At 64.8% G+C, this 25,556-nt stretch carries 26 protein-coding genes and 1 rRNA gene; 10 read left to right on the top strand and 17 right to left on the bottom strand.

All coding sequences use genetic code 11. From position 1 onward, the window contains the following. The first annotated feature begins 161 nt into the window (after positions 1-161). A 5S ribosomal RNA gene (gene rrf, locus P0Y43_RS23720) occupies positions 162-277 on the top strand. Between the two features lie 72 nt (positions 278-349). Here rrf and P0Y43_RS23715 read toward each other — a convergent pair. Further along, the gene (locus P0Y43_RS23715; protein WP_275639689.1) at positions 350-1,213 is read right to left on the bottom strand and encodes a universal stress protein; all 864 of its coding nucleotides are present in this window, start codon (positions 1,211-1,213) and stop codon (positions 350-352) included. A 156-nt stretch (positions 1,214-1,369) separates the two neighbouring features. Here P0Y43_RS23715 and P0Y43_RS23710 point away from each other — a divergent pair, with 156 nt between their 5' ends. After that, positions 1,370-1,987 (top strand): tRNA-(ms[2]io[6]A)-hydroxylase, encoded by a 618-nt coding sequence (locus tag P0Y43_RS23710; protein ID WP_275639688.1) that lies wholly within the window; start codon positions 1,370-1,372, stop codon positions 1,985-1,987. Positions 1,988-2,002: 15 nt separating this feature from the next. On the opposite strand, the gene P0Y43_RS23705 is transcribed toward P0Y43_RS23710, so the two are convergent. Continuing rightward, the gene (locus tag P0Y43_RS23705; RefSeq protein ID WP_275639687.1) at positions 2,003-2,323 is read right to left on the bottom strand and encodes a DUF883 family protein; all 321 of its coding nucleotides are present in this window, start codon (positions 2,321-2,323) and stop codon (positions 2,003-2,005) included. Between the two features lie 130 nt (positions 2,324-2,453). Between P0Y43_RS23705 and P0Y43_RS23700 the strand changes: the two genes are divergently transcribed. After that, the gene (locus P0Y43_RS23700; RefSeq protein WP_275639686.1) at positions 2,454-2,717 is read left to right on the top strand and encodes a hypothetical protein; all 264 of its coding nucleotides are present in this window, start codon (positions 2,454-2,456) and stop codon (positions 2,715-2,717) included. A gap of 11 nt (positions 2,718-2,728) precedes the next feature. Here the strand turns inward: P0Y43_RS23700 and P0Y43_RS23695 are convergent, their stop codons facing one another. The 3 genes from P0Y43_RS23695 to P0Y43_RS23685 form a co-directional block, all read right to left on the bottom strand. Further along, on the bottom strand, positions 2,729-3,277 hold the full coding sequence (locus tag P0Y43_RS23695; RefSeq protein WP_275639685.1) for a GNAT family N-acetyltransferase: 549 nt from the start codon (positions 3,275-3,277) through the stop codon (positions 2,729-2,731). Between the two features lie 26 nt (positions 3,278-3,303). Further along, complete coding sequence (locus P0Y43_RS23690; protein ID WP_275639684.1) at positions 3,304-3,783, bottom strand: LEA type 2 family protein; 480 nt, start codon at positions 3,781-3,783, stop codon at positions 3,304-3,306. A gap of 87 nt (positions 3,784-3,870) precedes the next feature. After that, complete coding sequence (locus P0Y43_RS23685) at positions 3,871-4,767, bottom strand: LysR family transcriptional regulator (RefSeq protein ID WP_275639683.1); 897 nt, start codon at positions 4,765-4,767, stop codon at positions 3,871-3,873. A gap of 102 nt (positions 4,768-4,869) precedes the next feature. Here P0Y43_RS23685 and P0Y43_RS23680 point away from each other — a divergent pair, with 102 nt between their 5' ends. The 6 genes from P0Y43_RS23680 to P0Y43_RS23655 all read left to right on the top strand — a co-directional run bounded on the left by P0Y43_RS23680 (position 4,870) and on the right by P0Y43_RS23655 (position 10,443). Continuing rightward, the gene (locus tag P0Y43_RS23680) at positions 4,870-5,949 is read left to right on the top strand and encodes an extracellular solute-binding protein (RefSeq protein WP_275639682.1); all 1,080 of its coding nucleotides are present in this window, start codon (positions 4,870-4,872) and stop codon (positions 5,947-5,949) included. Between the two features lie 28 nt (positions 5,950-5,977). Then, on the top strand, positions 5,978-6,943 hold the full coding sequence (gene speB / locus P0Y43_RS23675; RefSeq protein ID WP_275639681.1) for an agmatinase: 966 nt from the start codon (positions 5,978-5,980) through the stop codon (positions 6,941-6,943). Positions 6,944-7,115: 172 nt separating this feature from the next. After that, positions 7,116-7,430, top strand: coding sequence for a hypothetical protein (locus tag P0Y43_RS23670; RefSeq protein ID WP_275639680.1), 315 nt, complete (start codon positions 7,116-7,118; stop codon positions 7,428-7,430). A gap of 24 nt (positions 7,431-7,454) precedes the next feature. Beyond that, positions 7,455-8,603 (top strand): PQQ-dependent sugar dehydrogenase, encoded by a 1,149-nt coding sequence (locus P0Y43_RS23665; RefSeq protein ID WP_275639679.1) that lies wholly within the window; start codon positions 7,455-7,457, stop codon positions 8,601-8,603. Positions 8,604-8,740: 137 nt separating this feature from the next. Next, a complete protein-coding gene (gene zapE, locus P0Y43_RS23660; RefSeq protein WP_275639678.1) occupies positions 8,741-9,847 on the top strand; it encodes a cell division protein ZapE in 1,107 nt (368 codons plus the stop codon). Between the two features lie 11 nt (positions 9,848-9,858). Continuing rightward, positions 9,859-10,443 (top strand): DinB family protein, encoded by a 585-nt coding sequence (locus tag P0Y43_RS23655; RefSeq protein ID WP_275639677.1) that lies wholly within the window; start codon positions 9,859-9,861, stop codon positions 10,441-10,443. A 28-nt stretch (positions 10,444-10,471) separates the two neighbouring features. Here P0Y43_RS23655 and P0Y43_RS23650 read toward each other — a convergent pair whose 3' ends face one another. Genes P0Y43_RS23650 through P0Y43_RS23635 form a run of 4 tightly spaced genes read right to left on the bottom strand, consistent with a single transcriptional unit; the run spans position 10,472 to position 13,927 of the window. Continuing rightward, positions 10,472-10,900 carry a YqaA family protein gene (locus P0Y43_RS23650; protein ID WP_275639676.1) on the bottom strand — a complete coding sequence of 143 codons (429 nt, stop codon included), beginning with the start codon at positions 10,898-10,900 and terminating at the stop codon, positions 10,472-10,474. Next, positions 10,900-11,328 carry a DUF411 domain-containing protein gene (locus P0Y43_RS23645; RefSeq protein ID WP_275639675.1) on the bottom strand — a complete coding sequence of 143 codons (429 nt, stop codon included), beginning with the start codon at positions 11,326-11,328 and terminating at the stop codon, positions 10,900-10,902. The genes P0Y43_RS23650 and P0Y43_RS23645 overlap by 1 nt, the downstream gene beginning before the upstream one ends. 12 nt (positions 11,329-11,340) lie before the next feature. Further along, positions 11,341-12,231, bottom strand: a complete 891-nt coding sequence (locus tag P0Y43_RS23640) for a copper resistance protein B (RefSeq protein WP_275639674.1) — start codon at positions 12,229-12,231, stop codon at positions 11,341-11,343. After that, a complete protein-coding gene (locus tag P0Y43_RS23635) occupies positions 12,224-13,927 on the bottom strand; it encodes a copper resistance system multicopper oxidase (protein WP_275639673.1) in 1,704 nt (567 codons plus the stop codon). Before P0Y43_RS23635 ends, P0Y43_RS23640 begins: the two co-directional genes overlap by 8 nt. A gap of 371 nt (positions 13,928-14,298) precedes the next feature. On the opposite strand from P0Y43_RS23635, the gene P0Y43_RS23630 reads away from it, so the two are divergent. Then, positions 14,299-15,360, top strand: a complete 1,062-nt coding sequence (locus P0Y43_RS23630) for an AI-2E family transporter (protein WP_275639672.1) — start codon at positions 14,299-14,301, stop codon at positions 15,358-15,360. A 13-nt stretch (positions 15,361-15,373) separates the two neighbouring features. Here P0Y43_RS23630 and P0Y43_RS23625 read toward each other — a convergent pair whose 3' ends face one another. The 8 genes from P0Y43_RS23625 to nuoK form a co-directional block, all read right to left on the bottom strand. Continuing rightward, positions 15,374-16,237, bottom strand: a complete 864-nt coding sequence (locus P0Y43_RS23625) for a class I SAM-dependent methyltransferase (RefSeq protein WP_275639671.1) — start codon at positions 16,235-16,237, stop codon at positions 15,374-15,376. A gap of 4 nt (positions 16,238-16,241) precedes the next feature. Continuing rightward, entirely contained in the window at positions 16,242-17,459 is a 1,218-nt protein-coding gene (locus tag P0Y43_RS23620) for a YcaO-like family protein (protein WP_275639670.1), read from the bottom strand. A gap of 57 nt (positions 17,460-17,516) precedes the next feature. After that, entirely contained in the window at positions 17,517-17,660 is a 144-nt protein-coding gene (locus P0Y43_RS23615) for a hypothetical protein (RefSeq protein ID WP_275639669.1), read from the bottom strand. Positions 17,661-18,105: 445 nt separating this feature from the next. After that, positions 18,106-20,154 carry a TonB-dependent receptor family protein gene (locus P0Y43_RS23610; protein ID WP_275639668.1) on the bottom strand — a complete coding sequence of 683 codons (2,049 nt, stop codon included), beginning with the start codon at positions 20,152-20,154 and terminating at the stop codon, positions 18,106-18,108. A gap of 173 nt (positions 20,155-20,327) precedes the next feature. Next, a complete protein-coding gene (gene nuoN, locus P0Y43_RS23605; protein WP_275639667.1) occupies positions 20,328-21,797 on the bottom strand; it encodes an NADH-quinone oxidoreductase subunit NuoN in 1,470 nt (489 codons plus the stop codon). 7 nt (positions 21,798-21,804) lie between these two features. Then, on the bottom strand, positions 21,805-23,337 hold the full coding sequence (gene nuoM, locus P0Y43_RS23600) for an NADH-quinone oxidoreductase subunit M (protein WP_275639666.1): 1,533 nt from the start codon (positions 23,335-23,337) through the stop codon (positions 21,805-21,807). 58 nt (positions 23,338-23,395) lie between these two features. Beyond that, positions 23,396-25,249 (bottom strand): NADH-quinone oxidoreductase subunit L, encoded by a 1,854-nt coding sequence (gene nuoL, locus P0Y43_RS23595; protein WP_275639665.1) that lies wholly within the window; start codon positions 25,247-25,249, stop codon positions 23,396-23,398. Beyond that, positions 25,246-25,554, bottom strand: a complete 309-nt coding sequence (nuoK, locus tag P0Y43_RS23590; protein WP_023631349.1) for an NADH-quinone oxidoreductase subunit NuoK — start codon at positions 25,552-25,554, stop codon at positions 25,246-25,248. Before nuoK ends, nuoL begins: the two co-directional genes overlap by 4 nt. Positions 25,555-25,556 lie beyond the last annotated feature (2 nt).

Below are 25,556 nucleotides of genomic sequence, written 5' to 3'. Positions count from 1 at the left end.
CTAATTGCCCGTGAGGCTTGACCATATAACACCCAAGCAATTTGAGCGTCAGACGCCGAATTGTGGTGGTGAAGACGAAAGAGCCGAAGATTCGTAAGACCACAAATTCACATATCCGAATTCGCTGGGCTGTCCAACAGGACGTTCTGGCAACAGAATTTCTTGACGACCATAGAGCATTGGAACCACCTGATCCCATCCCGAACTCAGCAGTGAAACGATGCATCGCCGATGGTAGTGTGGGGTTTCCCCATGTGAGAGTAGGTCATCGTCAAGATTCATTTCGCAAAACCCCTATCTGCGCGAGCAGGTAGGGGTTTTGTCTTTTCTGTGTCCAAACAAACGACGACTAACCCCGCGCCAATTCCACCAAGTGTGCCGTTACCTCTTCACTCTTGAGCACCAGCACATCCTTTTCCAGCGAATCCAACACCACTTCCGCGGTATTGCCGATCAAGGCCCCGGAGATCCCCGTACGCGCCACCGTGCCAATGATGGTCACCACTGCGTCGCACTGCTTCTCGGTATAGGGTATCAAGACATCCGCCGGCCCTTCAGCCACATGCAGGCGATCTTCGCTGATGTCGAATTCAGTTTGAAAAGCCAAACAAGCTTCGCGGTAACGCTGCTCGATGGTCTCGCTGAGCTGGTAGACAGGGTCCGAGGCCGACAGCATCGGCGAAGGATGGGCGCTGATCACGTGCAGCTCGCCCTTGGCCAGGCTGGCGATGGCGTAGCCGTGATCGATGATGCTGGCATGCAACCGGCGATGGTCTTCGTCCTGGTTGCCTACATCCACTGCGGCGAGGACCTTGCCGCCGGTCCACGAACGCTCGCTCTTGACCATCAGCACCGCGCACGGGCACTGGCGCAGTAGCTTCCAGTCGCTGGGCGTGAGCAAGGCCTTGCGCAATGGGTTGTCCGGACGATGCTCCTTGATCACCAGCTCGCAGCCCTCGGCCTGCTGTACGGCGATAATCGATTCATGCAGGCTGCCTTTCCAGCTCTGCTCGTAGGTGACGTTATCGTAACCATCGTCGTGCAACTGGCTGCCGAGCAGGCTGAGTAGGGCACTGTGATCGTGTTTCTGATCGCACATCAGCAGGTGCAGGCGGGCACCGGTCACCCCGGCGATCAGTTTGGCGCGGGTCAGGGCGCGGCTGTGGGCGTGCTCGGGGTCGAGCACGACAAGGATGCTGCGAACGGCTTGCATGGGCATGAACTCCCCTGGGAAATGACGGCCAATGCCTGACTATAGTCGGCGCCACGTTTGATGCCGTTTGACGTGCATCAAGCATAGTCGCTGGCGATCAGCGCTACCCCCGGTATAATCGCCGGTCCTGTCGTAGCCCTGTGTAGCTGTGAGCCCATGTCCCTGACTCCTGAAATCGACGCCTTCCTCGGTTGTCGCACCCCCGACGCCTGGATCGAAGCGGCACTCGCCGACCAGGAAACCCTGCTGATCGACCATAAGAACTGCGAGTTCAAGGCCGCTAGCACGGCCCTTAGCCTGATCGCCAAGTACAATACCCACCTCGACCTGATCAACATGATGTCGCGCCTGGCTCGTGAGGAACTGGTTCACCACGAGCAGGTCCTGCGCCTGATGAAACGTCGGGGCGTGCCGTTGCGTCCGGTTTCGGCAGGGCGCTACGCGTCGGGCCTGCGCCGCGTGGTGAGGGCGCACGAGCCGGTGAAGTTGGTGGATACCCTGGTGGTCGGAGCTTTCATCGAGGCGCGCAGTTGTGAGCGCTTCGCGGCACTGGTGCCGCACCTGGACGAGGAGCTCGGCACCTTCTACCACGGCTTGCTGAACAGCGAGGCGCGTCACTATCAGGGCTACCTGAAGCTCGCCCACCAGTACGGTGAAGAGGCGGACATCGCGCGTGTCGTTGAAAAGGTGCGGGAAGTGGAGGCGCAACTGATCAGTTCGCCAGACATGGAAATGCGCTTCCACAGCGGTATTCCGATGGCCCAGGCAGCCTGAGCCATCGGTCATCCCTTAGGGGCGGCGCCCCAGCAACAACCCGACCACCAGCCCCAGGCCTGCGCTAAGGGCCACGGTCTGCCAGGGGTGACCGCCGATGTAATGTTCCGTGGCCTCCACCACCGGTTGCGCCTTGGCGCCTAGCCTGCTGGTGGCCTGGCGTGCTTGGCGCAGCTTTAGTCCCAGTTGGGCGCGTAAGGTATCGGCCTCTTCGCCTACCAGTGCGGCGCTGTCGTTGAGCAGTTTCTCGGATTCCTCGATCAAGGCCTGCAATTCGCTGAATACCTGGTCCTTGATTTGGTCACTGTCGGCAAGCGTGGCGGATTTCCTGGCCATGAACACATCCTCGTAGGTGGGGTGACTTGTACTGTGGATACCGGCGTGCCGCGAAAGTTGCAGCGGCGTACCGGCTGCCCGCCGCTACAGTGTAAGATAGCGATCATTTTTTCAGCCGCAGGAACCACCCATGAGTTTCAATCTGGCCAACAGAGACTTCGCCGAACGTGCGCAGATCGAGGGGGAAAAGGCCCGGCTGTTCGAGCTCTGGCAGAACAATCTTGGCAAGGCGAAGGCTGAGGCTGGTCGCCTGATCGCCGAGAAGTCCCGGCGCAAGGGCAAGTGGGCCGAGTGGGTGCGCGCGGAACTGGACGGTATGTCGCCGCCCGAGTACGCCAACATGGTGCGCAGTGAAGTCAACAAAATGATGGCGGCAGCCAGCAACAATCGCTGACAACCTTGCCCTCAGTGCTGGCGTACCAGCCATTCCTCACGTGTGATTTCCCAGACTTCCCTGTCCAGCCGGCCACTGACGAAATTGTCCTGGTCGCGGCGCACCAGGCGCATGCCGCCACGCTGCGAGACTCGCCGTGAAGCACCGTTGAGTGCCGCCTTGGGCACACGCATCAGCGGTTTGGCGAGGCTCACGAACCAGAAAGCGTCCACCGCCGCGCACGCTTCGCTGATGTACCCCTGGCCTTGCCATGCAGGCGCCAGCCAGAAGCCTCGGTGGTTGTCCGGCTGGTCCATCAAGCTGATGCTGCCGATCATCGTCTGCGGCGCATCGGCGAGGCAGATCGCCCAGTGCCATTCCTTGCCTGCCGCGACCGCGGGTAGGCAGATATCGCGCAGGTAGCTAAGGGCGCCGTCGTCGGGGTAGGGCCACGGGACCCGGGCGTTGAGGTAGCGCACGACCTCCCAATGGGGGAACAATCGCTGGATGGCTTCGGCGTCGTCAAGGGACAGCGGCCGTAACAACAGGCGAGACGTCTTCAATGTGGGGGCGGGCGTCATCGGTAGGTCCTTTACCTGTGCATGCGTTACCAGTTTGCCGTGCCCGCCTGGGGCAGGTCCAGCTTGCCTTTGTCAGTGAAGCGTACGGTTCCCAGTGGGCCGCCCGCCAGCTTGCCACGCAGCACGTAAGGCAACCCCTGCAGAGACTCCAGCCGGCTCAGGCCATAGGCCTGGCGCAGAAAGGCAAAGGCGGTGATGCTCACCGGCACCATGATCACTTCCTCGTCATAGCGGCCAATATGGCCACGCTGGTCGCTGACACCGGCCGCCAGGGGTTGGTCGTTGACCTCCAGATTCAGGGCGATGCCGTTGAAATCCACCGCCGTGTCGTTGGGGTTCTGCACGCGGATCTTCACCGCCATGCGCAGCTCAAGGTCCTGGCCGGGCAACGGCTCGATGCCGATCACGCTGATGTTCAGCGGGTCGCGGGGCTGGAGCAGGGCGCAGGCGCTCAGGGCGCAGGCCAGCAGCAAGGAAAGGCAGAGTCGCAGGAAGTGGGTGGTCATTGGGGTGGCCTTGGCGGCGAGTGGCCTTTGAGTGTGGCAAATGCGACAGCGCTTGTCAGCGCCGGCGCTGTCGTGGGCAAGCCCGCCCTACAGCGGGGGAAATGCGGCCAGCAGGTCTTGGATGAAGGCGTGCTGCGCTTCGCTGGGCGCCTGGCCGCGATGGCGGGCCAGGGTGAACGGCACCACGAAATCCAGGGTCGGGTCCAGTGGCCGCAGCAGCCCACCGGCCTCCCAGCTTTCGGCGCAGTGGCAGGGCAGGTAACCGATGTGATGGCCCGAGAGGATCAGGGTCAGGGCGCTGTCGATCTGCTCGGCCAGCGCCGAACTGTGCCGGCTCCGGAACGGTTCTCCCTGTTTGAGGAAACGGTACGGGTGGTGCACCTGGTCGGCCTCCAGCAACTGTTCTCGGGTGATGTGCGGCGATGCGAACAACGCGTGACGTTGCCCGCAATACAGCCGCTGGCGTTCTTCGAACAGTGCCTGGTAATCGAACGCCGCCTGCTTACCGGAGAAGTAGCTGATCGCCAGGTCCAGCCGCTGCTCCAACAGCAGGCGCTCCAACTCCGCTGGAGGCGCGCTGACCAGTTCCAGTTGCACGGACTCGTCGCGCTGGCGAAATCGCGCAATAGCATCGGCCAGGCGCAAGGTGATGGTGCTGTCCTGGTTCTCCGCGACGCCGATACGCACCGTGCCCAGCAAGCGCCCGGCCACGCCGTTGGCCTGCTGGCGGAACTGCTCGATCTGCAGTAACAGCTCACGCGCCGCCTTGAGCAGGCGCTCGCCCTTCTCGGTCAGGTGAAAGCCGCCCTTGCCGCGGCTGCACAGGCGATAGCCCAGGCGTGTCTCCAGGCGCGCCATCTGCTGGCTGATGCTCGGCTGGCTCAACCCCAGCACGCCCTGGGCGGCACTGAAACCGCCGGCCTCGACTACAGTGACGAACAGCCGCAGCAGGTGCAGGTCCGGGTCGTGCAATTGTCCGAGCATCACATTGCTCCTGGTGAATGTCAGCTTTGCAAACTTGCCATTTTTGCAATGTAACCCGACAGGCATGCTGGCGGCATCCACCCATTTGCCGAGGTGTCCGTCATGCGTCGAACGCTGTGTCTGCTCAGTCTGGTCCTGGCTTTGCCCGTGCAAGCCGAGGAAAAGGTCGTCAACCTGTACAGTTGGGCCGACTACATCGCCCCGCAAACCTTGGAGCGTTTCGAAAAGGAAACCGGCTACAAGGTGCGCTACGACACCTTCGACACCACCGAGGTGCTGGAGACCAAGCTGTTGACCGGTGCCAGCGGCTACGACGTGGTGGTGCCATCCTCCACGGTACTGGCCAGGGCGCTCAAGGCCGGGGCGTTGCAGGTGCTGGACCCGCAGTCCATGCACGGCTACGGCAACCTCGACGCGGACCTGCTGGCCAAACTCGCCGAGGTCGACCCCGGTAACCGCCATGCCGTCCCCTATACCTGGGGCACGCTGGGCCTTGGGGTGAACGTCGAGGCCGTGCGCCAGCGCCTGGGCGACGTGCCCCTGGACAGTCTCGACCTGCTGTTCAAGCCCGAATACGCCAGCCGCCTGAAGGATTGCGGGATTGCCATGCCCGACTCGCCCCAGGAGGTGATCGGCGTGGCCCTGAATTACCTCGGCAAGGACCCCTACAGTCAGGACAAGGCCGACCTGGACGCCGCTCAGGCGCTGCTGCGTCAGTTGCAACCGTCGATCAGCTACGTTGCCAACGGCCGACAGATCAGCGACCTGGCCAATGGCAGTGTGTGCCTGGCCCTGACCTACAACGGCGACGCCGCCATGGCCGCCGACCAGGCCCGCCGCGCCGGCAAGCCGTTCGAGTTGATCTACCGCATCCCCCGCGAGGGCACCTTGGTCTGGCAGGACAACCTGGTCATTCCCAAGGACGCCCCGCACCCCGAGGCCGCCCGGGCTTTCATCGCGTTCATGCTGCGCCCCGAGTCGGTGGCGGCGCTGACCAACACGTTGTTCTTCGCCAACGCCAACCAGGCCGCGACCGCACTGGTGGACGATGCCGTGCGCAACGACCCGGACATCTACCCTTCGGCCGAGGTGCGCCAGCGCCTGTACGCCGACCGCAGCATGGCGCTGTCCGACCTGCGCCAGCGCAACCGCCTGTGGACCGCGTTCCGTAGCCGGCAATGACCTATAACTCGAAACCAGGAGCAGCACCGTGGAACAAGCCCTGAACAACGACCAGGCCATGACCCGTGACAGCCTCTACGGCACCGCCGCGGAAAGCACCTACGCTGGCATTACCAGTTTCTCGCGGCGCCGTTACAGCCGTGACCTGCGCGGCGTCGATGTGGTGGTCAGCGGCGTGCCGTTCGACACCGCCACCAGCAACCGCCCCGGCGCGCGCTTCGGGCCGCGCGCGATCCGCGCGGCCTCGGTGCTGCAGGCCTGGGCCCGGCACTGGCCGTGGACGTTCGACCCGTTCGATCATCTGGCGGTGATCGACTATGGCGACTGCGCCTTCGACGGCGGTACCCCCGAATCGGTACCGGAGAGCATCGAGGCCCATGCAACGCGCATCCTCGACGCCGATTGCGCGATGCTCACCTTGGGTGGCGACCATTTCATCAGTTACCCGCTGCTCAAGGCGCACGCCCGGCGCCACGGGCCATTGGCGTTGATCCACTTCGACGCGCACAGCGACACCTGGCCGGACGAGGAGGGCAAGCGCATCGACCACGGCACCATGTTCTGGCATGCCGCTCGTGAAGGCCTGGTGGACCCGGCCAGTTCGGTGCAGATCGGCCTGCGCACCACCAATGACGACAGCCAGGGCTTCGCAATCCTCGATGCCCGCCAGGTGCATCGGCAGGGTACCGAGGCGGTGATCGCGGCAATTCGCCAGCGGGTGGGCGAGCGCCCGGTGTACTTGACGTTCGACATCGACTGCCTCGATCCGGCCTACGCCCCCGGTACCGGCACGCCGGTGTGCGGTGGGCTGAGCACGGTGCAAGCGCTGGAGATTCTCGGTGGGCTACGCGGTATCAACCTGGTGGGCATGGACCTGGTGGAGGTCGCGCCGGCCTATGACCATGCCGACATTACCGCGCTGGCCGGGGCGACGCTGGCGATGGAGATGCTGTGCCTGTATGCGGCGCGACACAAGGTGGACAGGGCGGGATGAGGCATTAAGGGGCAAATCGGATCGCCGCACCGCCGCTCCTACAGGTACAGCGTTGCTCCCGAGAACCGTAACATCAGGAATCAACTCCGGCAGCTTTCACGCTTTTGCCGCGAACCTGTCGCGCCTTAGGCTATCCAAAGCTTGGGCGCGACTTTTCGTACCGGAGATAATGATGAATCCTACCCTGCCAATCTTGGCGCTCGGCCTGCTGCTGTGCCTACCCGTGCAGGCGGCGCCCCCCCAGCCCTTGCTCGCCGCCAGTAACAACAATCCCTATAACAGCCCTACCCAGCGCGCCAACCCCAATAGCCGCCAGGGCAGCGTGCCCGCCACCCCGCCGGTGCGCGGACCCTCGACCCAGCCCAACCCCCGCCCGCCGACCCTGGACAACCGCGGGATTGGCAACGGCGACAACCTGCGCCGTCAGCAACAGACCCCTAACCTGGAACCCACCCGGCCCGCGCGCGATTCCCAACGCGCGCCCTGAGTCGCCCACTGGAAGGAAGCCCGCATGACCTCACGCACTTGGTTGACCACCCTGGCCGCCGCCGCGCTGTTTCCACTCATGGCCCAGGCCGCGCAAGAGCGGCAATTGCCCAGCGAGGAGGGGCAATTGACCGTCAGCACCATCGCCGACGGCCTGCGCAACCCCTGGGCCCTGGCCTTCCTGCCGGGCGGCAAGGACATGCTGGTGACCGAGCGCCCAGGCAACCTGCGCATCGTCACCGCCGACGGCAAGGTCGGGCCCCCGCTGGCTGGCGTGCCCAAGGTCTGGGCGCAAGGGCAGGGCGGGTTGCTGGATGTGGTGCTGTCACCGGAGTTCGCCAAAGACCGCACCGTGTACCTGTCGTTCGCCGAGGAGGGCAAGGATGGCAAGGCCGGTACCGCGGTCGGCCGTGGCCAGTTGTCCCAGGACCGCGCGCGGCTGGAGAACTTCGACGTGATCTTCCGCCAGCAGCCCAAGCTTTCCGAAGGCAACCACTTCGGCTCGCGGTTGGTGTTCGACCGTGACGGCTACCTGTTCATCGCCTTGGGCGAGAACAACCAGCGCGCCACTTCCCAGGACCTGGACAAGCTGCAAGGCAAGATCGTGCGCATCCTGCCCGATGGCGAGGTGCCCAAGGACAACCCCTTCGTCGGCCGCGACAACGTGCGCCCGGAGATCTGGTCGTTCGGCCACCGCAACCAGCAGGGCGCGGCGCTCAACCCCTGGACTGGCAAGCTCTGGACCCACGAGCATGGCCCGCGTGGCGGCGACGAGATCAATATCCCGGCGCCGGGCAAGAACTACGGCTGGCCGATCGCGACCCATGGCATCAACTACTCGCTGCTGCCGATCCCCGAGGCCAAGGGCAAGCATGTCGAGGGCATGGTCGACCCGCATCACGTCTGGGAAAAGTCCCCGGCCATCAGTGGTATGGCGTTCTATGACAGCCCGACCTTCAAAGCCTGGGACCACAACCTGTTCATCGGTGCGCTGGCCAGCCAGGAGTTGATTCGTTTGCAACTCGATGGCGACAAGATCGTGCACGAGGAGCGGTTGCTGGGTGAGCTCAAGGCGCGGATCCGCGATGTGCGGGTGGGGCCGGACGGGTACTTGTATGTACTGACCGATGCGACCGATGGCGCGTTGTTGAAAGTGGGGTTGGGGGAGGGGTGAGGTTATCGCTGTCCGGGCCAGCGCTATCGCGGGTGCAAGCCCATACACAGGGACAGCGCCGCTCCGCAAAGAGCGCTGTACCTGTGGGGGGCTTGCCCGCTGGTGTTAGCATGACATTTTGACCCAGCCCCTTTCCCATGCCCCTCGACCCCCAGACCCTCTACCGCCAGGCCCTCGACCAGCAGGGTTTCGTCCCCGACCCCGCGCAGGCCCAGGCGGTGTCGGCCTTGCAGGCCTGCTTCGAGGCGCTGCACACGGCTCGTCCGTCCCAGGGTGTCTACCTCTGGGGCCCGGTCGGTCGTGGCAAGACCTGGTTGATGGATCAGTTTCACCAATGTCTGCGGGTGCCATCCCGGCGCCAGCACTTCCACCACTTCATGGCGTGGGTTCACCAGCGCCTGTTCCAGCTCAGCGGCACCGCCGACCCGCTCGAGGCCTTGGCACGTGAGTTGGCTGGCGCTATCGGTGTGCTGTGCTTCGACGAGCTGTTCGTCAGCGATATCGGAGATGCGATCATCCTGGGTCGGCTGTTCCAGGTCCTGTTCGACCACGGTGTGGTGATCATCGCCACGTCCAACCAGCCGCCAGGGCAACTCTACAGCGACGGCTTCAACCGCCAACGCTTCCTGCCGGCCATCGCCGCCATCGAGCGGCACATGCGGGTGCTGGCGGTGGCAGGGGAGCAGGACCACCGCCTGCACCCTGGTGTCGCGCAGCAGCGCTACTGGTTGGCCGAGCCCGGACGGGCCAGCGCCCTGGCGACGGTCTTCGACCAGCTCAGCCCGAACGAGGCGTGGAGCGAAGAACCGTTGGCTATCGGCTCGCGACAGGTCCAGGTGGTGCGGCGCAGTGCGCACGTGGTGTGGTGCCGCTTCGCCGATCTGTGCGAGCAACCCCTGGCGGCCCTGGAGTTCATGGGCCTGTGCGACCGTTTCGCGGCCGTCCTGATGAGCGGCGTTCCGGCCTTGGGCGGCGAGCAGCGCGCCGGGCGCATCGCCCGCGGCACCGAGGACGCGGCCAGCCGGGTGGTGGCTGGCGACCGCGAGTTGCCGGCGCTTTCACCCAGGGACGACAGCGTGCGGCGCTTCATCGCGCTGGTCGACGAATGCTACGACCGTCGAGTCGCGTTGTACCTGGAAGCCGAGGTTGTGCTGGAAGCGCTCTACACTCAAGGGTATCTGGCGTTCCCGTTCCGACGGACCCTGAGCCGCCTGCGGGAGATGCAACTGCAACGCTTCGCCTGAAGGAGCCGACCATGGAGCCGCTGTCGCAGCATCTGCTGACCCAGGCCTACAACAATGGCTGGGCCAATCACCGCCTGTACAAGGCCTGCCTGCAACTGACCCAGGACGAGTTCGTCGCCCCCCGTTGCAGTTTCTTCCCGTCGATCAAGGCCACCCTCAACCACCTGTTGACGGTGGACTGGTTCTACCTGAATGCGCTGGAGTGCGAACAACGCGGCGAGGCGCCGGACCCGGACGGCGAGCGATTCTTCCTGCCCGAGCAACCGTTCGCCACCTGCACCGACCTGCAGGCACAACAGGCCCAGGCGGATCAGCGGCTGATCGCCTACTGCCGACAGCTGCGCGACGACCAACTGGCGCGCTATGTGAGCATCGTGCGGCCGGGCCGGGTGCAGCGCGAGCAGCGCTTGCGCTTGTTGTCGCACCTGTTCGAGCACCAGATCCATCACCGTGGGCAGGTGCATGCGATGCTCAGCGATACGGCGGTGCGGCCACCGCAACTGGATGAGTTCTTCTGCGAGGAGGAGGCGGGGTTGCGGGCGGATGATTTCGCCGAGTTGGGCTGGACCGAGGGGCAGGTCTGGGGGCGATCGTAGGCTTGCCCCGCGATCGGGCCCCTGATTGCTACAACCAGGCCAGCGTAATCGCCGCCACCACGATGTACCGTCCAGCCTTGGCCAGCGTCACCAACACCACGAACCGCCAGAACGGCTCACGCATGATCCCGGCGATCAGCGTCAGCGGGTCGCCGATCACCGGCATCCAGCTCAGCAGCAGCGACCATTGCCCCCAACGCTGATAGCGCTGCTGGGCCCGCTCCAACTGCGCGGCGCTGAACGGAAACCAGCGCTTGTCGCGCAGATGCTCGATGGCTCGGCCCAGTACCCAGTTGACGATCGAACCCAGCACGTTGCCCAGTGTCGCCACCAGCAACAGCAGCAGCCAGGCGTCCGGGTCGCGCAGCAGCAGGCCGACCAGCACCGCCTCCGATTGCAGTGGCAGCAGGGTGGCGGCGCCGAAGGCGCTGAGGAACAGCGCCCAGAGGCTGAGCATCAGTAGCGCGCGACCACTTCGTCCTTGCCATCATGGGTCAAGCCGATGACCGCGTAGGGGTCCTTGCGCTCACCCATCTCCATGCCTGGCGAGCCGATCGGCATGCCCGGCACGGCAAGGCCCTTGAGGTCGTCGCGCTTGGCCAGTACGCGTATCTGTTCGGCTGGCACGTGGCCCTCGACGAACTTGCCGTCGACTACCCCGGTGTGGCACGACGCCAGGCGCGGCGCCACGCCCAGGCGTTCCTTGACCGCACTCATGTTGGGCTCGACATGGTCGTTGACGGTGAATCCGTTGTCGCGCAGGTGGCTGATCCACTGCTTGCAGCAGCCGCAGTTGGGGTCGCGGTACACGTCGATGACGTCGGCGGCCTGGGCCAGGCCGGTGAAGGCCAGCAGGCCACAGGCGATCAGGTGTTTGCGCAGCATGTTCGAAGTCCTCTAGAAACGCAGGCGGATACCGGCGACAACGCGGGTCTGGGTGCGGTCCTCACCCTCTTCGCGAGCCTGGTCGGCACGACTGCCGTACAAGCGGTTGAAACTGACCCCGACATAGGGCGCGAAGCCTCGGGTGATTTCATAGCGCAGGCGCAGACCGATCTCGCTGTCGGCCAGCCCTGCAGCTTGTTCGCGGCCTGGGTCGTCACGCCCGTACAGGTTGGCTTCGACCTTGGGCTCCAGTATCCAACGGTTGGTCAGCAGCATAGCGTAACTGGCCTCCAGGCGCAGCGCGGTCTGTTGCCGCTCGCCCGCATAGGCCGTGGCCTCCAGCTCCAGGCCATAGAGCGGTGTGCCCTGAATGCCGAAGGCCGCCCAGGTTTGCCCGCTGGCGGGCTTGAAGTCCTGGCGCAGGCCGCCGACCAGCTCCCACCAGGGGTTGATGGCGTGCCCCCAAAGCGCCTGCAGCTCGGCCTCGTGGGTCTTGCCCTGTTCACGCTCGCCCTCGCTGCGCAGCCACAGTCGGTCGATGTCGCCGCCGACCCAGGCGGTGGCGTTCCAGCTCAGCGCGCTGCTGCTATCGAAGTTCTGGTACTCCAGTTGGTCGATCACCACCGCCCAGTTGATCGCCCGGTCATGCACAGAGTGGCCAGGCAGAGGCGCGAAGGCGGCGCGGCGGTCGGCCTCGGTGATCGCCGGCAAGGGCGTGCGCGGCGGTTTGGTGGCGGCCGGTGTGGTGCCGTGGCTCATGCCAGCGTGGTCCATGGGCATGGCACCGTGGCCCATTGCCGCGTGGTCCATCGGCGCCTCGGTCGCAGCGCTGGTCTTCTCGCTGACCAGCAAAACCAGCAGGGTGACGCTGGCCAGTACCCAGCGGCTGTTGAGCTCATTCATCGACCCGTACCTCGCGGAACATGCCGGTCTCCATGTGATAGAGCAAGTGGCAGTGGTAGGCCCAGCGGCCCAGGGCGTCGGCGGTCACCCGGTAGCTGCGGCGGCTGCCGGGCGGAATATCGACGGTGTGCTTGCGCACCAGGAATTGCCCCTGCTCGTCCTCCAGGTCACTCCACATACCGTGCAGGTGGATCGGGTGGGTCATCATGGTGTCGTTGACCAGGGTGATGCGCACGCGCTCGCCGTAGGTCAGCCGCAAGGGCTGGGCATCGCTGAACTTGATGCCGTCGAACGACCACGCGAAGCGCTCCATGTGGCCGGTCAGGTGCAGCTCGATCTCGCGTGAGGGGGCCCGACCGTCGGGGTCCTCGAAGCGGCTGCGCAGGTCGGCATAGGTCAGCACTCGGCGGCCATTGGTGCGCAGGCCGATACCGGGGTCGGCGAGGTTGGGGCGTGGGGCCATGGTCTGCATGTCCACCAGCGGGTTGTCGGTTTCGCTGCTGGGGTGGGCCTGCATAGAAGCCATGCCGGGCATGCTGGCGTGGTTCATCGTGCTGTGGTCCATGCCCGCCATGCCGCCATGGCCCATGTCCTCCATGCTCAGCACCGGGCGGGGGTCGGGGGTGGGGACCGGCGCTTGCATTCCAGGCGCCTGGGCCAGGGTGCCGCGAGCGTAACCGCTGCGATCCATGCTCTGGGCGAACAGGGTATAAGCAGGTTGGTCGCCGACCTCCACCAGCACGTCGTAGGTCTCGGCCACGGCGATGCGCAGCTCGTCCACCTTCACCGGTACCACGGGCAAGCCGTCGGCGGCGATCACCGTGAGCTTCAGGCCTGGGATGCGGAAGTCGAAGTAAGTCATCGCCGAAGCGTTGACCAAGCGCAGGCGCACGGTCTCGCCGGGGCGGAACAGGCAGGTGAAGTTGCCGTCTGGCGGTTGGCCGTTGAGTAGATAGGTGTACGTGGCTGCGCTGATGTCGGCCAGGTCCGTCGGGCTCATGCGCATGCGCGCCCAGGCCATGCGTTCGTCGACGGTGCTACTCCAGCCTTTGTCGGCCACGTCGCTGATGAAGTCGCCAAGGGTGCGCTTGTGCTGGTTGAACGCGTCGGACTGCTTCTTGAGCGTCGTGAGCAGGTCCTGCGGGGCCTCGTCGCTCCAGTCGCTGAACAGCAGCACATGGTCGCGCTGGTAGGTATGCGGCTCCGGCTCGCGCGGCTCGATGACGATGGCGCCGTACACCCCGGCCTGCTCCTGCAGCCCGGAGTGGCTGTGGTACCAGTAGGTGCCGCTCTGGCGCAGGGTGAAGTGGTAGAGGTAGTCGCCGCCCGCGGCGATGCCGGCGAAGCTCAGGCCGGGTACGCCGTCCATGTTGGCTGGCAGGAGGATGCCGTGCCAGTGGATCGAGGTCGGCTCGGCCAGGCGGTTGCGTACGCGCAGGGTCACGCGGTCGCCTTCGCGCCAGCGCAGTACCGGGCCCGGTAGGCTGTTGTTGACGGTCAGGGCGGTGCGTGGGCGGCCAGTGATGTTGATCGGGGTCTGGCCGATGTACAGCTCGAAGTCCTGGCCTTGCAGCGCTTGGCCGCGGCTATGACCCGCGTCGGCGTTGGCCAGTGGGCGCCACAGGCCCAGGCCAGCGAGGGCGGTGGCGGCGCCCAGGCCTTTGACGAAGGTACGGCGAGAGGAGCGAGGGGACATGCTGAGGCCTCTACGGGTGGTGTGTCGGTGCCGGCCCTATCGCGGGGCACTGACATGACACAAAAGACAGTCGCTCCCACGGGGATCCGGGGGGCACTGACGCCAATGCTCACCCGCCACGGCTGTCAGTCACCTGAGGCGTGCATTACAGGTCTGTCAGGTCGCGCATCAGCAGGCCGTACTCCAGGCCCACCTGCTCGGGATGTGGGCATCCCCTGGCGCCACCACGAGGCTGGGTGGCGCGAAGATGAGGCAAAAGGCCCAGGTGCTAAGGCCTCGGCGTGCGGACGGTTGTTGATGTCGATCAAGGCCGTTACGGCACTTTTGCCGGTTCGCCGCGCACTAACCTTTTGAGCCCTCGAGGAAGCCCCATGAATCAAACCGCATTGCAGAACAAGGCGCTGGCAACCCTGCTCGCGCTGGTGACCATCGCCTTCTTCTGGATTCTCCTGCCTTACTACGGCGCCGTGTTCTGGGCCGTGATCCTGGCCATTCTCTTCGCACCGTTGCAGCGCCACCTGGTGGTGCGCCTGGGGCGGCGGCGCAACCTGGCGGCGGGGGTGACCCTGGCCACCTGCCTGCTGATCGCCGTGCTGCCGGTAATCGTCATTGGCGCATTGCTGGTGCAAGAGGGCGCCAGGCTCTACCAGCGTATCGAAAGCGGTCAGTTGGATATCGCCGGCTATATCGAGCGCGGCAAGGACATGCTGCCGGCCTTCGCCCAGCGCGGTTTGGACAACCTGGGCATGGGCAACCTGGATGGCCTGCGCGAGAAGATCACCGAATGGGCGACCCAGGGCAGTCAGTTCCTCGCCGGCCAGGCCTTCAGCTTCGGCCAGGGCACGTTCGAGGTCCTGGTGAGCTTCGGCATCATGCTCTACCTGTTGTTCTTCTTCCTGCGCGAAGGCGCCGAGCTGGCGCGCAAGGTACGCCTGGCGGTGCCGCTGCCGGAGGACCAGAAGCGCCGCTTGCAGTTGAAGTTCAGCCGGGTGGTGCGCGCCACGGTGAAGGGCAACCTGCTGGTGGCGATCACCCAAGGTGCGCTGGGTGGGTTGATCTTCTGGGTGCTGGGCATTCCCAGCGTGCTGGTGTGGGCGGTACTGATGGCGTTTCTTTCACTGCTGCCGGCGGTGGGCGCGGGGATCGTCTGGGCGCCGGTGGCGGCGTATTTCCTGCTGACCGGGGCGATCTGGAAGGGCGTGGTGCTGACGGCGTTCGGCGTGCTGGTGATCGGCCTGGTGGACAACCTGCTGCGGCCGATCCTGGTGGGCAAGGACACACGCATGCCCGACTACCTGATCCTGATTTCGACCTTGGGGGGGCTGGCGGTGTTCGGGCTCAACGGGTTCGTGATCGGGCCGTTGATCGCGGCGTTGTTCGTGTCCAGTTGGACGATCTTCACCGAGACCAAGCCGCAGGTGCAGTTGCCGTGAGGCTGTCACCCGCTCAGGTTCGTCGCAGACGATAGAACTGGAAGAGTTCATCCGTGCCCAGGACACTGCCCAGGCTGCCAGCGACTTGCAGGCCTTGCCGTCGTGCTTCCACTTCCACCTCGAAGAGCACGGGTGTATGCCCGAACAGGATGATCATCCCGCCTGGCTTAACGAGCCTGCAAAGGCCATGGAACAGGGCGACCGCTTCGCGGCGTAGCATCATTTCGGCGTTCAGGAAACGCAGGATCAATACGTCGCAGGACGCAGCGGGTAGGGCTGGCTGGTTGGCGTCGGCGACGGTGAAGTGCAGGTTGTGCCGCTGATGGTGCCGCGTGGCGTGGCTGATCATCGGGGCGCAGCGGTCGGCTCCCAGGCAGCGTGCTTGCGGCAGCGCGCGTGCCAGGGTGCCAATGAATGTGCCGGTTGAACAGGCGGGGTCATGAATCAGCGCGTTGGCTTGCAGGTGCTTCGAGAGCGTTGTGCGACAGACGTTGCGAAAATGCGCTTCCTGCTCGTCCAGGCGGTCGGCCAAGTAAAGCGTATCCTCCCAATACCCGTCGGGCACCGTCAGTTCCCTGGCGCTCTGGTCGAGCACAGGGAAGGGAAAGTGTATCCGGTTGTGCGCAGAGGCGAGGGCCTGGCTGAACACCGCTTGGCGGCATCGCAGTGAGAGAGGGCGATAGCGGCAAGTCAGGTGTTGCGCGGTCAGGCTACTGTCAAGCAAAACGCCAAGCATCATGCGTGGCGTCAGGCGGCTGCCCAGACGTCTGCCGTCGAGGTCCGCAGGTTTGTACCCCAGGTACTCGACCCCGGCGACGCGCAGCAGGAACAGCTCGTTGAGCTGCGGGCCGACGGGAACACGCAGTTGTGCGCTCATGGGCTCAGGCCTCCACCCGTCGAGTAAGGCGAACGCCTCGGGGACCGGGGCAAACAACGTTGCCATTGGTGACCAAGTGGAAGCGTTCCAGGCCGGGCACTATCACGTTGACCAGGCTCAGGCCCTCCCGACCGCTGAACACTTCGCAAACACCTGGCATGTAGCCATGCGCGTGCAAGTCGGTGGTAAGCCGCTCAAGCTGATCGCGGACGGACTTTCCCGTTTCCGGCGCCGACAGGTCGGCACTGGCCTGAGGGCATTCGATCAGCGACATCAGGTCGAGTTGCAGGCAGCGCAGCAGTTTGGGGAAGGGGTGCAACAACCTTTCCTGGTGCGCGAGTACTTTGCGTGCCGCGTCGTCTTGAGCATTCAGTTGCACCTGAACCAATTCACTGACAGCGCGGTGTGCGGCATGCCAGGGGTCCAGGGAGGTACCGGCACCGAACAGCGAACCATGGGGTTTGTCGAGCACATCCATGCGCAAGGCGAGGTAGGTGCGGCTGGCAAATTCGGTACTGATGTCCAGTACATGGATCGGAGCCTGCAGCGTCTGCTCCGCGTGCCGCCAAAGTTGGCCCAGTGGCGTGCCAGCGCTGGGTTTGTCGAGCCAGGTAACGGTGTCCTGATGCTGATGGTAGAAATGACGCAGCAGGAACAGTGACGTCGCGTCTCGCTCCAGGGTCTGGTTTAGTGCATGCAGTACGGCTTCGTCACGCGTCGCGCCAATAGCCGACCCATCGTTGCTGCTGTAGCGCCGCAATGCGCGGTGATCGAAGGTGTCGCCTGGCAGGGGGGCGTCCGCGTAGTTTGGGTGCGTGAGGCCGGTAGGGTAGTCGAACAACCAGTGCCTCTGGAGATCGTGATAGGCCTGGCAGGCCAGAGCCCGGCCAGGCTGTGCCTGTAGCCAAGGCATGAGCAGGTCGTCGTGCAGGGCGGTGTTCGCAGCCAGTGTGTCCGTCAGGCGCAAGTGCTGGCGCCGTGGCAGATGCCTGTCCAGATGATGCTCCAGTGCTTCGTAGTGCGCGCCCACCAAGGCTTGGGCCCGATACCCTTTGCCCCAGCCCTGGCTGGTCTGGTGCGATCCGGAGTACAAGCGGACCTGAGCGACGCCAAGCTCCGCTCCGCGCCAGGTGACTTCTGCGCGCAGCGAGAGTAGTTCGAGCTGCTCGCAGATGCGTTGCCTGGCGGCTTCCAGGGTCAGCTCGCGTTCGGGTTCCAACATAGGGTGCATGTGAACTCCTCGAGGCATGGCGACGGTCAGGTCGCCATGCCGGCGACATCAGTTGCCGTTCAGTTCCTGCTGCTCATGCTCGGCCAGTTGCAGATCATCGATCGCACCGCCTGCGGACTCGTCCAGAGCACTCGCAGCGACCTCTTGATCCAGCTCATTCGCCTTGTTGGAAAGACCACGAAAGTATCCCATGGTGAAACTCCTCTTGTTGTTGAAAGGCAGCGATGCGCTGCCTGCTCAGTATTCGGAGGAAAAAGAGCACCGTTCAATACCTGGCACGCGGGCACCTTTGCGTTTTGTGGGGGGCCAGGGCGAATACTTGAGGTTGCCGCTAAGACGGGGTACTAGTCTTTTTAAATCAAAGAGTTGTGAGTTTTCCAGGACGGCCGGGAAGCGGGCATGTCGCTACTGGGAATGTGAAATACCTACGTGGTGCGTAGGTACCTATGACCGAAAAGGCAGCGTCTTGCGTGCCATGGGCCTGGGTCGCGCCGAGGATGACGACGATTCCCAGGCAACGGGGAGTGTATTCAACCGCTTGGAGGCGCGATGGATGACTGCACCGGGTCTATTCGCCAACAGCCACGCCCCTGCCATGCCGGTGGTTCGAGGACGCGCGCCGTGGGATGGGAGCCGATTACCTGAAACTGTACGACACCCCTGCGTACACCCCGAACCCTTCACCGGGTGTCGAACGGGCGATGTCCTGTCCGCCATCGTCATAGCCCGGCGTCACCGTCGCGGCATAGCGCCGGTTGGTCAGGTTGCGCAGGTCCAGCCAGGTCTGCCAGTCGCGCTTGGGTGAATCCCACCCCAGGCGTGCGCCAAGCAGGGCGTAGGCGTCGGTCTGATAGCTATTGGCATAGTCGACCTGCACCTTGGACGCCAGTTGTGTGTTGACCCCGGCATGGAAACCACTGGGCCAGTCGTAGCGCAGCTCGGCCTGGTAATAGTGCATCGGGATGCCCGGCAGGCGGTTGTCGCCAAAGCGCTCGTCGTCGCGGTAGTGGAAGTCGCTGAAGGTATAGGCCTGGCGCAGGCTCAACTTGCCAGTGCCGGAACGCTCCCACAGGGTGCTGTCCAGCCCGGCCTCGACGCCTTGGTGCACGGTGGCGCTGGCATTGAATTCCTTGGGCAATGCGCCTTGCACGATCTCCACCGCCAGCAGTTCGTGGCGAACCTGGGCGTAGTACCAGGCCAGGTCCCAGCGGCCCAAGGCCGAGTCGCCGCGGGTGCCAAGCTCCAGCGTGGTGGCCGTCTGATTCCGCATCTCTATCGGCTGGGTCGCCTGGGTCGAGCTCCAGATCAGCGACCACGGGTGCGGTGGCTCGACCGAGCGGCTGAGGTTGCCATACACCTGCAACGCGGGGCTGATGTCGTAGCGCAGGCCCAGGCGAGGCGCGTAGTCCCAGTCATGCTGGCTGACCTTGCCACCGTTGGCCGGGTAGCTGACGTCGCTCTCGCGGCGCGTGTAGATCATCGCCAGCCCCGTGGTCAGCCACAGGTCGGGAGCCAGCTCCAGATCGTTGCCGGCGTGCAGCACGGTGTCCGAGCCCTGGTAGCTGAAGTCACGGCTGCGTGCGCCTATGACATCCCGATCACGCACGAACTGCGAGGCGCCGCTGTTGGGCAGGTGTTTGGTGGTGCGCCAGCCGAGGGTGGTCTTGCTGTCGAGGCCGAACAGGGTGTCGCGGCGGAGGTAGTTCAGGGTGCCGCTGACGTCGGTGTAGGCGACCTTCAGGCGCATCGGGCCCTCGCGCAGGTCCATCGGGTAGTCGTGGTAGACCAGGCCGGCTTCCAGGCGCGCGTCGTCGTCGAGGTAGAACGTGGTCTTGTTGCCGACCCAGGTGCTGCCCGGTTGCGGGCGGCTGTCGTCGCGCGCCAGGTAGGCTGGATTGGCGGTGCGTGGGTGGTGCTTGATCTGGTCCTTGGTCAGGCGCCCGGCCAGGTCGTTCTCGGTTTCCCGGTAGCGCAGGTAGAAGCGCGTCTCGAGGTTGGGGTTGAAGCGGTAGCCGACATTGGCGGCGATGCCCTTGGCGCTGCCGCTGCTGTGCGCCTGGTAGCCGTCGTATTCGGCGTCGGTCAGCGCCACGTAGTAGTCGAGGTTGCCCAGCACCTGGCCAGAGCTGATGTGCCGGCGCTGGTAGCCGCGGCTGCCGAGCTCGTAGCGCAGTTGCAGCGGCGCGGCATCGTAGCCGGTGTGGGTGACGTAGTTGAGCGCGCCGCCCAGGGCCAGGGCGCCCCGGTCGAAGCCATTGGCGCCGCGCAGCATTTCGGCGCGGCTCAGCCACAGTGGTTCGAACAGCTCGTAGGGCGTGCCACCCGGGCCGGTCAGCGGCAGGCCGTCGAGCATCGTGTAGACCCCGGAACCGTGGGCACCCGGCGCGCGGTTGATACCCGAGCCGCGGATCGACAGCTTGATGCCGTCGTTGCCCGCCGACTGGGCGAACACGCCGGGTTGGTAGGCCAGCACGTCCTGGTTGCTGGCGACCCGGCCCTGGCCGACCTTGTCCATGTCCACCAGGTTGCTGGCGCCGGGAATGTCGCGCAGCTGTTCGGCGGCGGCGTCCAGTTCGCTTTGCTGCTGGCCGTCGATCAGTACTTGGCTGAGTTCGACGCGGCCAGCGGCATGGGTGGTGCTGGCGACGAGCAGGGCCAGCAGCGAGTAGGGGAGAGTGGAGCGCATGGGCGGGGTTCCAGAGCGGGGGGCGGGAGTCTGACGTTGCAAAGGGCAGACGAAGCACAGCTTTCGTTCTGTACTGTTTTTGCCGCCCATCGCGGGGCAAACCCGCTCTTAGATGATTTCCAGACAAAAAGAAACCCCGCCGAAGCGGGGTTTCTTGTGAAGCTTGAAACCGATCAGCCGATCAGTTGCAGGCCAGCCTGCTGGACCATTTCCAGCAGCGGCTGCGGGTACACACCCAGCACGAAGGCGAGGATGGCGATGGCCAGCAGCATCACGCCGCCGGTACGCTGTTCCCACTTCAGCGGGGCGTCGTGGCGACGCAGGTTCGGCTCGACCAGGTACAGGGTGACCATTACCCGCAGGTAGTAGTACACGCCGATGGCGCTGCCGATCACCAGGGCACCGACCAGCCACCACAGGTGCGACTCGACGCCGGTGGCGATGATGTAGAACTTGCCGATGAAGCCCGCGGTCAGCGGAATACCGGCCAGCGACAGCATCATCACGGTCAGCACCGCGGTCAGGTACGGACGGCGCCAGAACAGGCCGCGGTACTCGTACAGGGCATCGGCGTCACGGCCGCCATATGGCGAGGACATCAGGGTGATCACGCCGAAGGCGCCCAGGCTGGTGATCACGTAGGTCACCAGGTACACGCCCATGGCTTCCAGCGCCAGGCCCTTGCTGGCGATCAGGGCGATCAGCAGGTAGCCGAAGTGGGCGATGGACGAGTAACCCAGCAGACGCTTGAGGTTGCTCTGGGTCAGTGCCAGCAGGTTGCCGACCAGGATCGAAGCCACCGCGATCACCGCCAGGACGGTGCTCAGCACGCCGCTGCTGGCGGCGGGAGAGAGCATGAACAGGCGCACGACCACGGCGAACACCGCGACCTTGCTGGCGGTGGCCAGGAAGGCGGCGACCGGCGCCGGGGCGCCTTCGTAGACGTCCGGGGTCCACAGGTGGAACGGTACCAGCGACAGTTTGAACGCCAGGCCCACCAGCATCATGCCCAGGCCCAGCTGGGCGAGCAGGCTCGGCATCTGGGTGCTGGCCAGGGCCTTGCCGATCAGGTCGAAGCTCAGGCTGCCGGCGTCGGCGTACAGCAGGGCCATGCCGAACAGCAGGAAGGCGGAGCCGGCGGCCGACAGCACCATGTACTTGATGCCGGCTTCCAGCGAGCGCTTGTTGAAGAACGCGTACGCCACCAGTCCATAGACCGGCACCGACAGCAGCTCCAGGCCGATGAACAGGCCGGCCAGGTGGTTGGCGCTGACCAGCACCAGGCCACCGAGGGCCGACATCAGCAGCAGCAGGTACAGCTCTTCACGGTTGCCCGGGTAGCCCTTGGAGCCCTCGCCCAGGTAGGCGTGGGCCAGGGTGACGCAGGCCAACGTGGCGACCAGGATGATCGCCATGTACAGGCAGGCGAACTTGTCGATGGTAATCAGCGGTGTGACCGCCAGCGGCGCGACCTTCAGCGCCGGCAGGATCGACAGCAGGGCCAGGTTCAGGCCCACGGTGGACAGCAGGAAGGTCTGCGAGTGGTTGCGCTTCCAGGCGATCGCCAGCATCACCACCACCGTGGTCACGGTGGTGATGAGCATCGGCGCCAATGCGATGAAGTGTTGAGTGGTGAATTCCATAGCGCTCTTACCGGGCCGAAGCGAGTTGAGTGAAAGCGGAACCGAGCCACTGCTGCACACCGCTCATGGTGGCGGCAGAGGTGTCCAGGAACGGCTGCGGGTACACGCCGAGCACGATCAGCAACACGGCCAGGCCCAGCACCATGATCAGCTCGCGACCGTCCATGCCGGCCAGCACGGTGTCGGCCTTGGCCGGGCCGAAGTAGGCGCGGTGGATCATGATCAGCGAGTAGACCGAGCCGAACACCAGGCCCGTGGTGGCGATCACGGTGATCCATGGCACGTGGGCGAAGCTGCCGATCAGGATCAGGAACTCGCCGACGAAGTTGCCGGTGCCGGGCAGGCCCAGCGAGGCGGCGGCGAAGAACAGGCTGATGGCCGGCAGGTAGGCGATGCGGTGCCACAGACCACCCATTTGACGCATGTCGCGGGTGTGCAGGCGCTCGTACAGCTGGCCGGACAGGATGAACAGCGCGGCGGCCGACAGGCCGTGGGCCAGCATCTGGATCACCGCGCCCTGCAGGGCCTGCTGGCTGCCGGAGTAGATACCGATCAGCACGAAGCCCATGTGCGAGACGCTGGAGAAGGCGATCAGGCGCTTGATGTCGGTTTGCGCGAAGGCCAGGAAGGCGCCGTAGAAGATGCCGATCAGGCCCAGGGTCATGGCGATCGGCGCGAACTCCGCCGAGGCGTTCGGGAACAGCGGCAGGGCGAAGCGCAGCAGGCCGTAGGCCGCGGTCTTCAGCAGGATGCCCGCCAGGTCCACGGAGCCTGCGGTCGGGGCCTGGGCGTGGGCGTCAGGCAGCCAGGAGTGGAACGGCACCACCGGCAGCTTCACCGCGAAGGCGATGAAGAAGCCCAGCATCAGCAGGTACTCGGTGCCGGCCGGCAATTGGGCCTTGAGCAAGTCGCTGTAGTTGAAGGTGATGACGCCGGTGTTGCCGTAGTTCACCAGTACCAGGGCCAGGATCGCCACCAGCATGATCAGGCCGCTGGCCTGGGTGAAGATGAAGAACTTGGTCGCGGCGTAGATCCGGGTCTTCTTGCCATCCGCCGAGCTGTGACCCCAGAGCGCGATGAGGAAGTACATCGGCACCAGCATCATTTCCCAGAAGAAGAAGAACAGGAACAGGTCCAGGGCCAGGAACACACCGACCACGCCACCGAGGATCCACATCAGGTTGAGGTGGAAGAAGCCGACGTGGCGCTGGATCTCTTTCCACGAGCACAGCACCGACAGCACGCCGAGCAGGCCGGTCAGCAGGATCATCAGCAGCGACAGGCCGTCGAGGGCCAGGTGGATGCTGATGCCGAAGCGCTTGATCCACTCGACCTTGTATTCGAGGGTCCAGGCAGGTTCCGCGCCCGGGGCAGGGGCCAGGGTGTAGTCGCCGTTGCCCCACAGCCACAGGCCGATACCGAGCAGCAGGGACATGGTCAGCAGCGCGATCCAGCGTGGCAGGGTGGCGCCGAAGCGCTCACCCAGCCAGCACAGGAGGCCGCCGATGAAGGGGATCAGGATCAGCCAAGGCAAAATCATGACGGGTTCGTTTCCTTTCGCAGAGTCGCAAGGTTCGCGAGGTTCGCACTATTCAGGGTCATACCGCGGCCACTACCACGGCGCCGAGCACCAGTACGGCACCCACGGCGATAGAGGCGGTGTACCAACGCAACTGGCCGGTCTCGGTCTTGCTCATGGCGACGTGGCCGCCACGGGCCATCCGAGGGATCAGGCCGATGCCGCGGTCAACCGGGTCCTTGCGCAGGATGTGGCTGATCAGCAGGTAAGGTTTGACGAACAGCTTGTCGTAGATCCAATCGAAGCCCCAGGCGGCGAACCACCAGGCCGACAGGACGCGACCGATGCCACTGTTGGCGATCGCGGTGACCAGACGACGCTTGCCCAGGAACAGAACCGCCGCCAGCAGGATACCGGCGATGGCGATGGCGCCCGAGGCGATTTCCAGCGAGTGCTTGGCTTCGCCACCGGCGTGGCCGGCGCTTTCAGGCAGCACACCGGCCAGCGGTGGGTGGATCCAGGCGCCGACGAAGGTCGACAGCACGATCAGCACGCCCAGTGGCAGCCAGTGGCTGATGCCGTGGCCAGCGTGGGCTTCGGTCTTCGCTTCGCCGTGGAAGGCGATGAAGATCAGGCGGAAGGTGTACAGCGAGGTCATGAACGCACCCACCAGGCCCGCGTACAGCAGGTTGGTGTTGCCGCTGGCGAAGGCTTCCCAGAGGATCTCGTCCTTGGAGTAGAAGCCCACGGTCAGGATCGGCAGGGCCGCCAGGGCAGCGCCACCGACCACGAAGCTGGCGTAGGCCAGCGGCAGCTTCTTCCACAGGCCGCCCATCTTGAAGATGTTCTGCTCGTGGTGGCAGGCGACGATCACCGCACCGGAGGCCAGGAACAGCAGGGCCTTGAAGAAGGCGTGGGTCATCAGGTGGAAGATCGCCGCATCCCAGGCGCCAACGCCCAGGGCCAGGAACATGTAGCCGATCTGGCTCATGGTCGAGTAGGCGAGGATACGCTTGATGTCGGTCTGCACCAGCGCGGCGAAGCCGGCCAGTACCAGGGTGACGCCACCGACCACGCCGACCAGGTGCAGGATGTCCGGCGCCAGGGTGAACAGGCCGTGGGTACGGGCGATCAGGTAGACGCCCGCGGTCACCATGGTCGCGGCGTGGATCAGTGCCGAAACCGGGGTCGGGCCGGCCATCGCGTCGGCCAGCCAGGTCTGCAGCGGCAACTGGGCGGATTTACCGACCGCGCCACCGAGCAGCATCAGGGTGGCCAGGACCATCCAGGTGTCGCCGGCCTGGAACTTCTGCGGTGCCAGCACCAGCAGTTCCTGCACGTTCAGGGTACCCAGCTGGACGAACAGGATGAACAGGCCGATGGCCATGAACACGTCGCCGATGCGGGTGACGATGAAGGCCTTCAGTGCCGCGTTACCGTTGTTGCGGTTGCTGTAGTAGAAACCGATCAACAGGTAGGAGCACAGGCCCACGCCTTCCCAGCCGAAGTAGATGAACAGCAGATTATCGCCCAGGATCAGGAACAGCATGCTGGCGATGAACAGGTTGGTGTACGAGAAGAAGCGCGAGTAGCCCGCTTCGCCGCGCATGTACCAGGAGGCGAACAGGTGGATCAGGAAGCCCACGCCGGTGACCACGCCGAGCATGGTGACCGACAGGCCGTCCAGGTACAGGGTGAAGTTCGGCGCGAAGCCGTCCACCGACATCCACTGCCACAGCAACTGGCTGTACGCGCCGCCTTCAGGCGGGGCGACGTTGAATTGCCAGATGACGTAGGCGGCCGTGGCGGCCGAGAGGCCGACCGAGCCGACGCCGATCAGCGCGGACAGGTTCTCCGAGAACCGCCCACGCGAGAACGACAGCAGCAGGAAGCCGATCAGGGGGAAGACGAAAGTCAGGAAGAGAAGGTTCATCCGCGCATCTCACTGGCAGCATCGATGTCGAGAGTGTGGAAGCGGCGATACAGCTGCAGCAGGATCGCCAGGCCAATGCTGGCCTCGGCGGCTGCCAGGCTGATCACCAGAATGAACATCACCTGGCCGTCGGGTTGCACCCAACGGGCACCGGCGACGATGAACGCCAGGGCAGCGGCGTTCATCATGACTTCCAGGCTCATGAGCACGAAGAGAATGTTGCGGCGGACCATCAGGCCAACCAGACCTAAGCAGAACAGGATGCCGGCGACCGCCAGACCATGCTCGAGAGGGATAGCACCCATGA

Origin of the sequence: Pseudomonas entomophila (genome assembly GCF_029193575.1) — a bacterium.
Lineage (GTDB): Bacteria > Pseudomonadota > Gammaproteobacteria > Pseudomonadales > Pseudomonadaceae > Aquipseudomonas > Aquipseudomonas entomophila_G.
The sequence above is the reverse complement of the archived record's forward strand: the minus strand, read 5'-3'. Positions and strand labels throughout refer to the sequence as shown.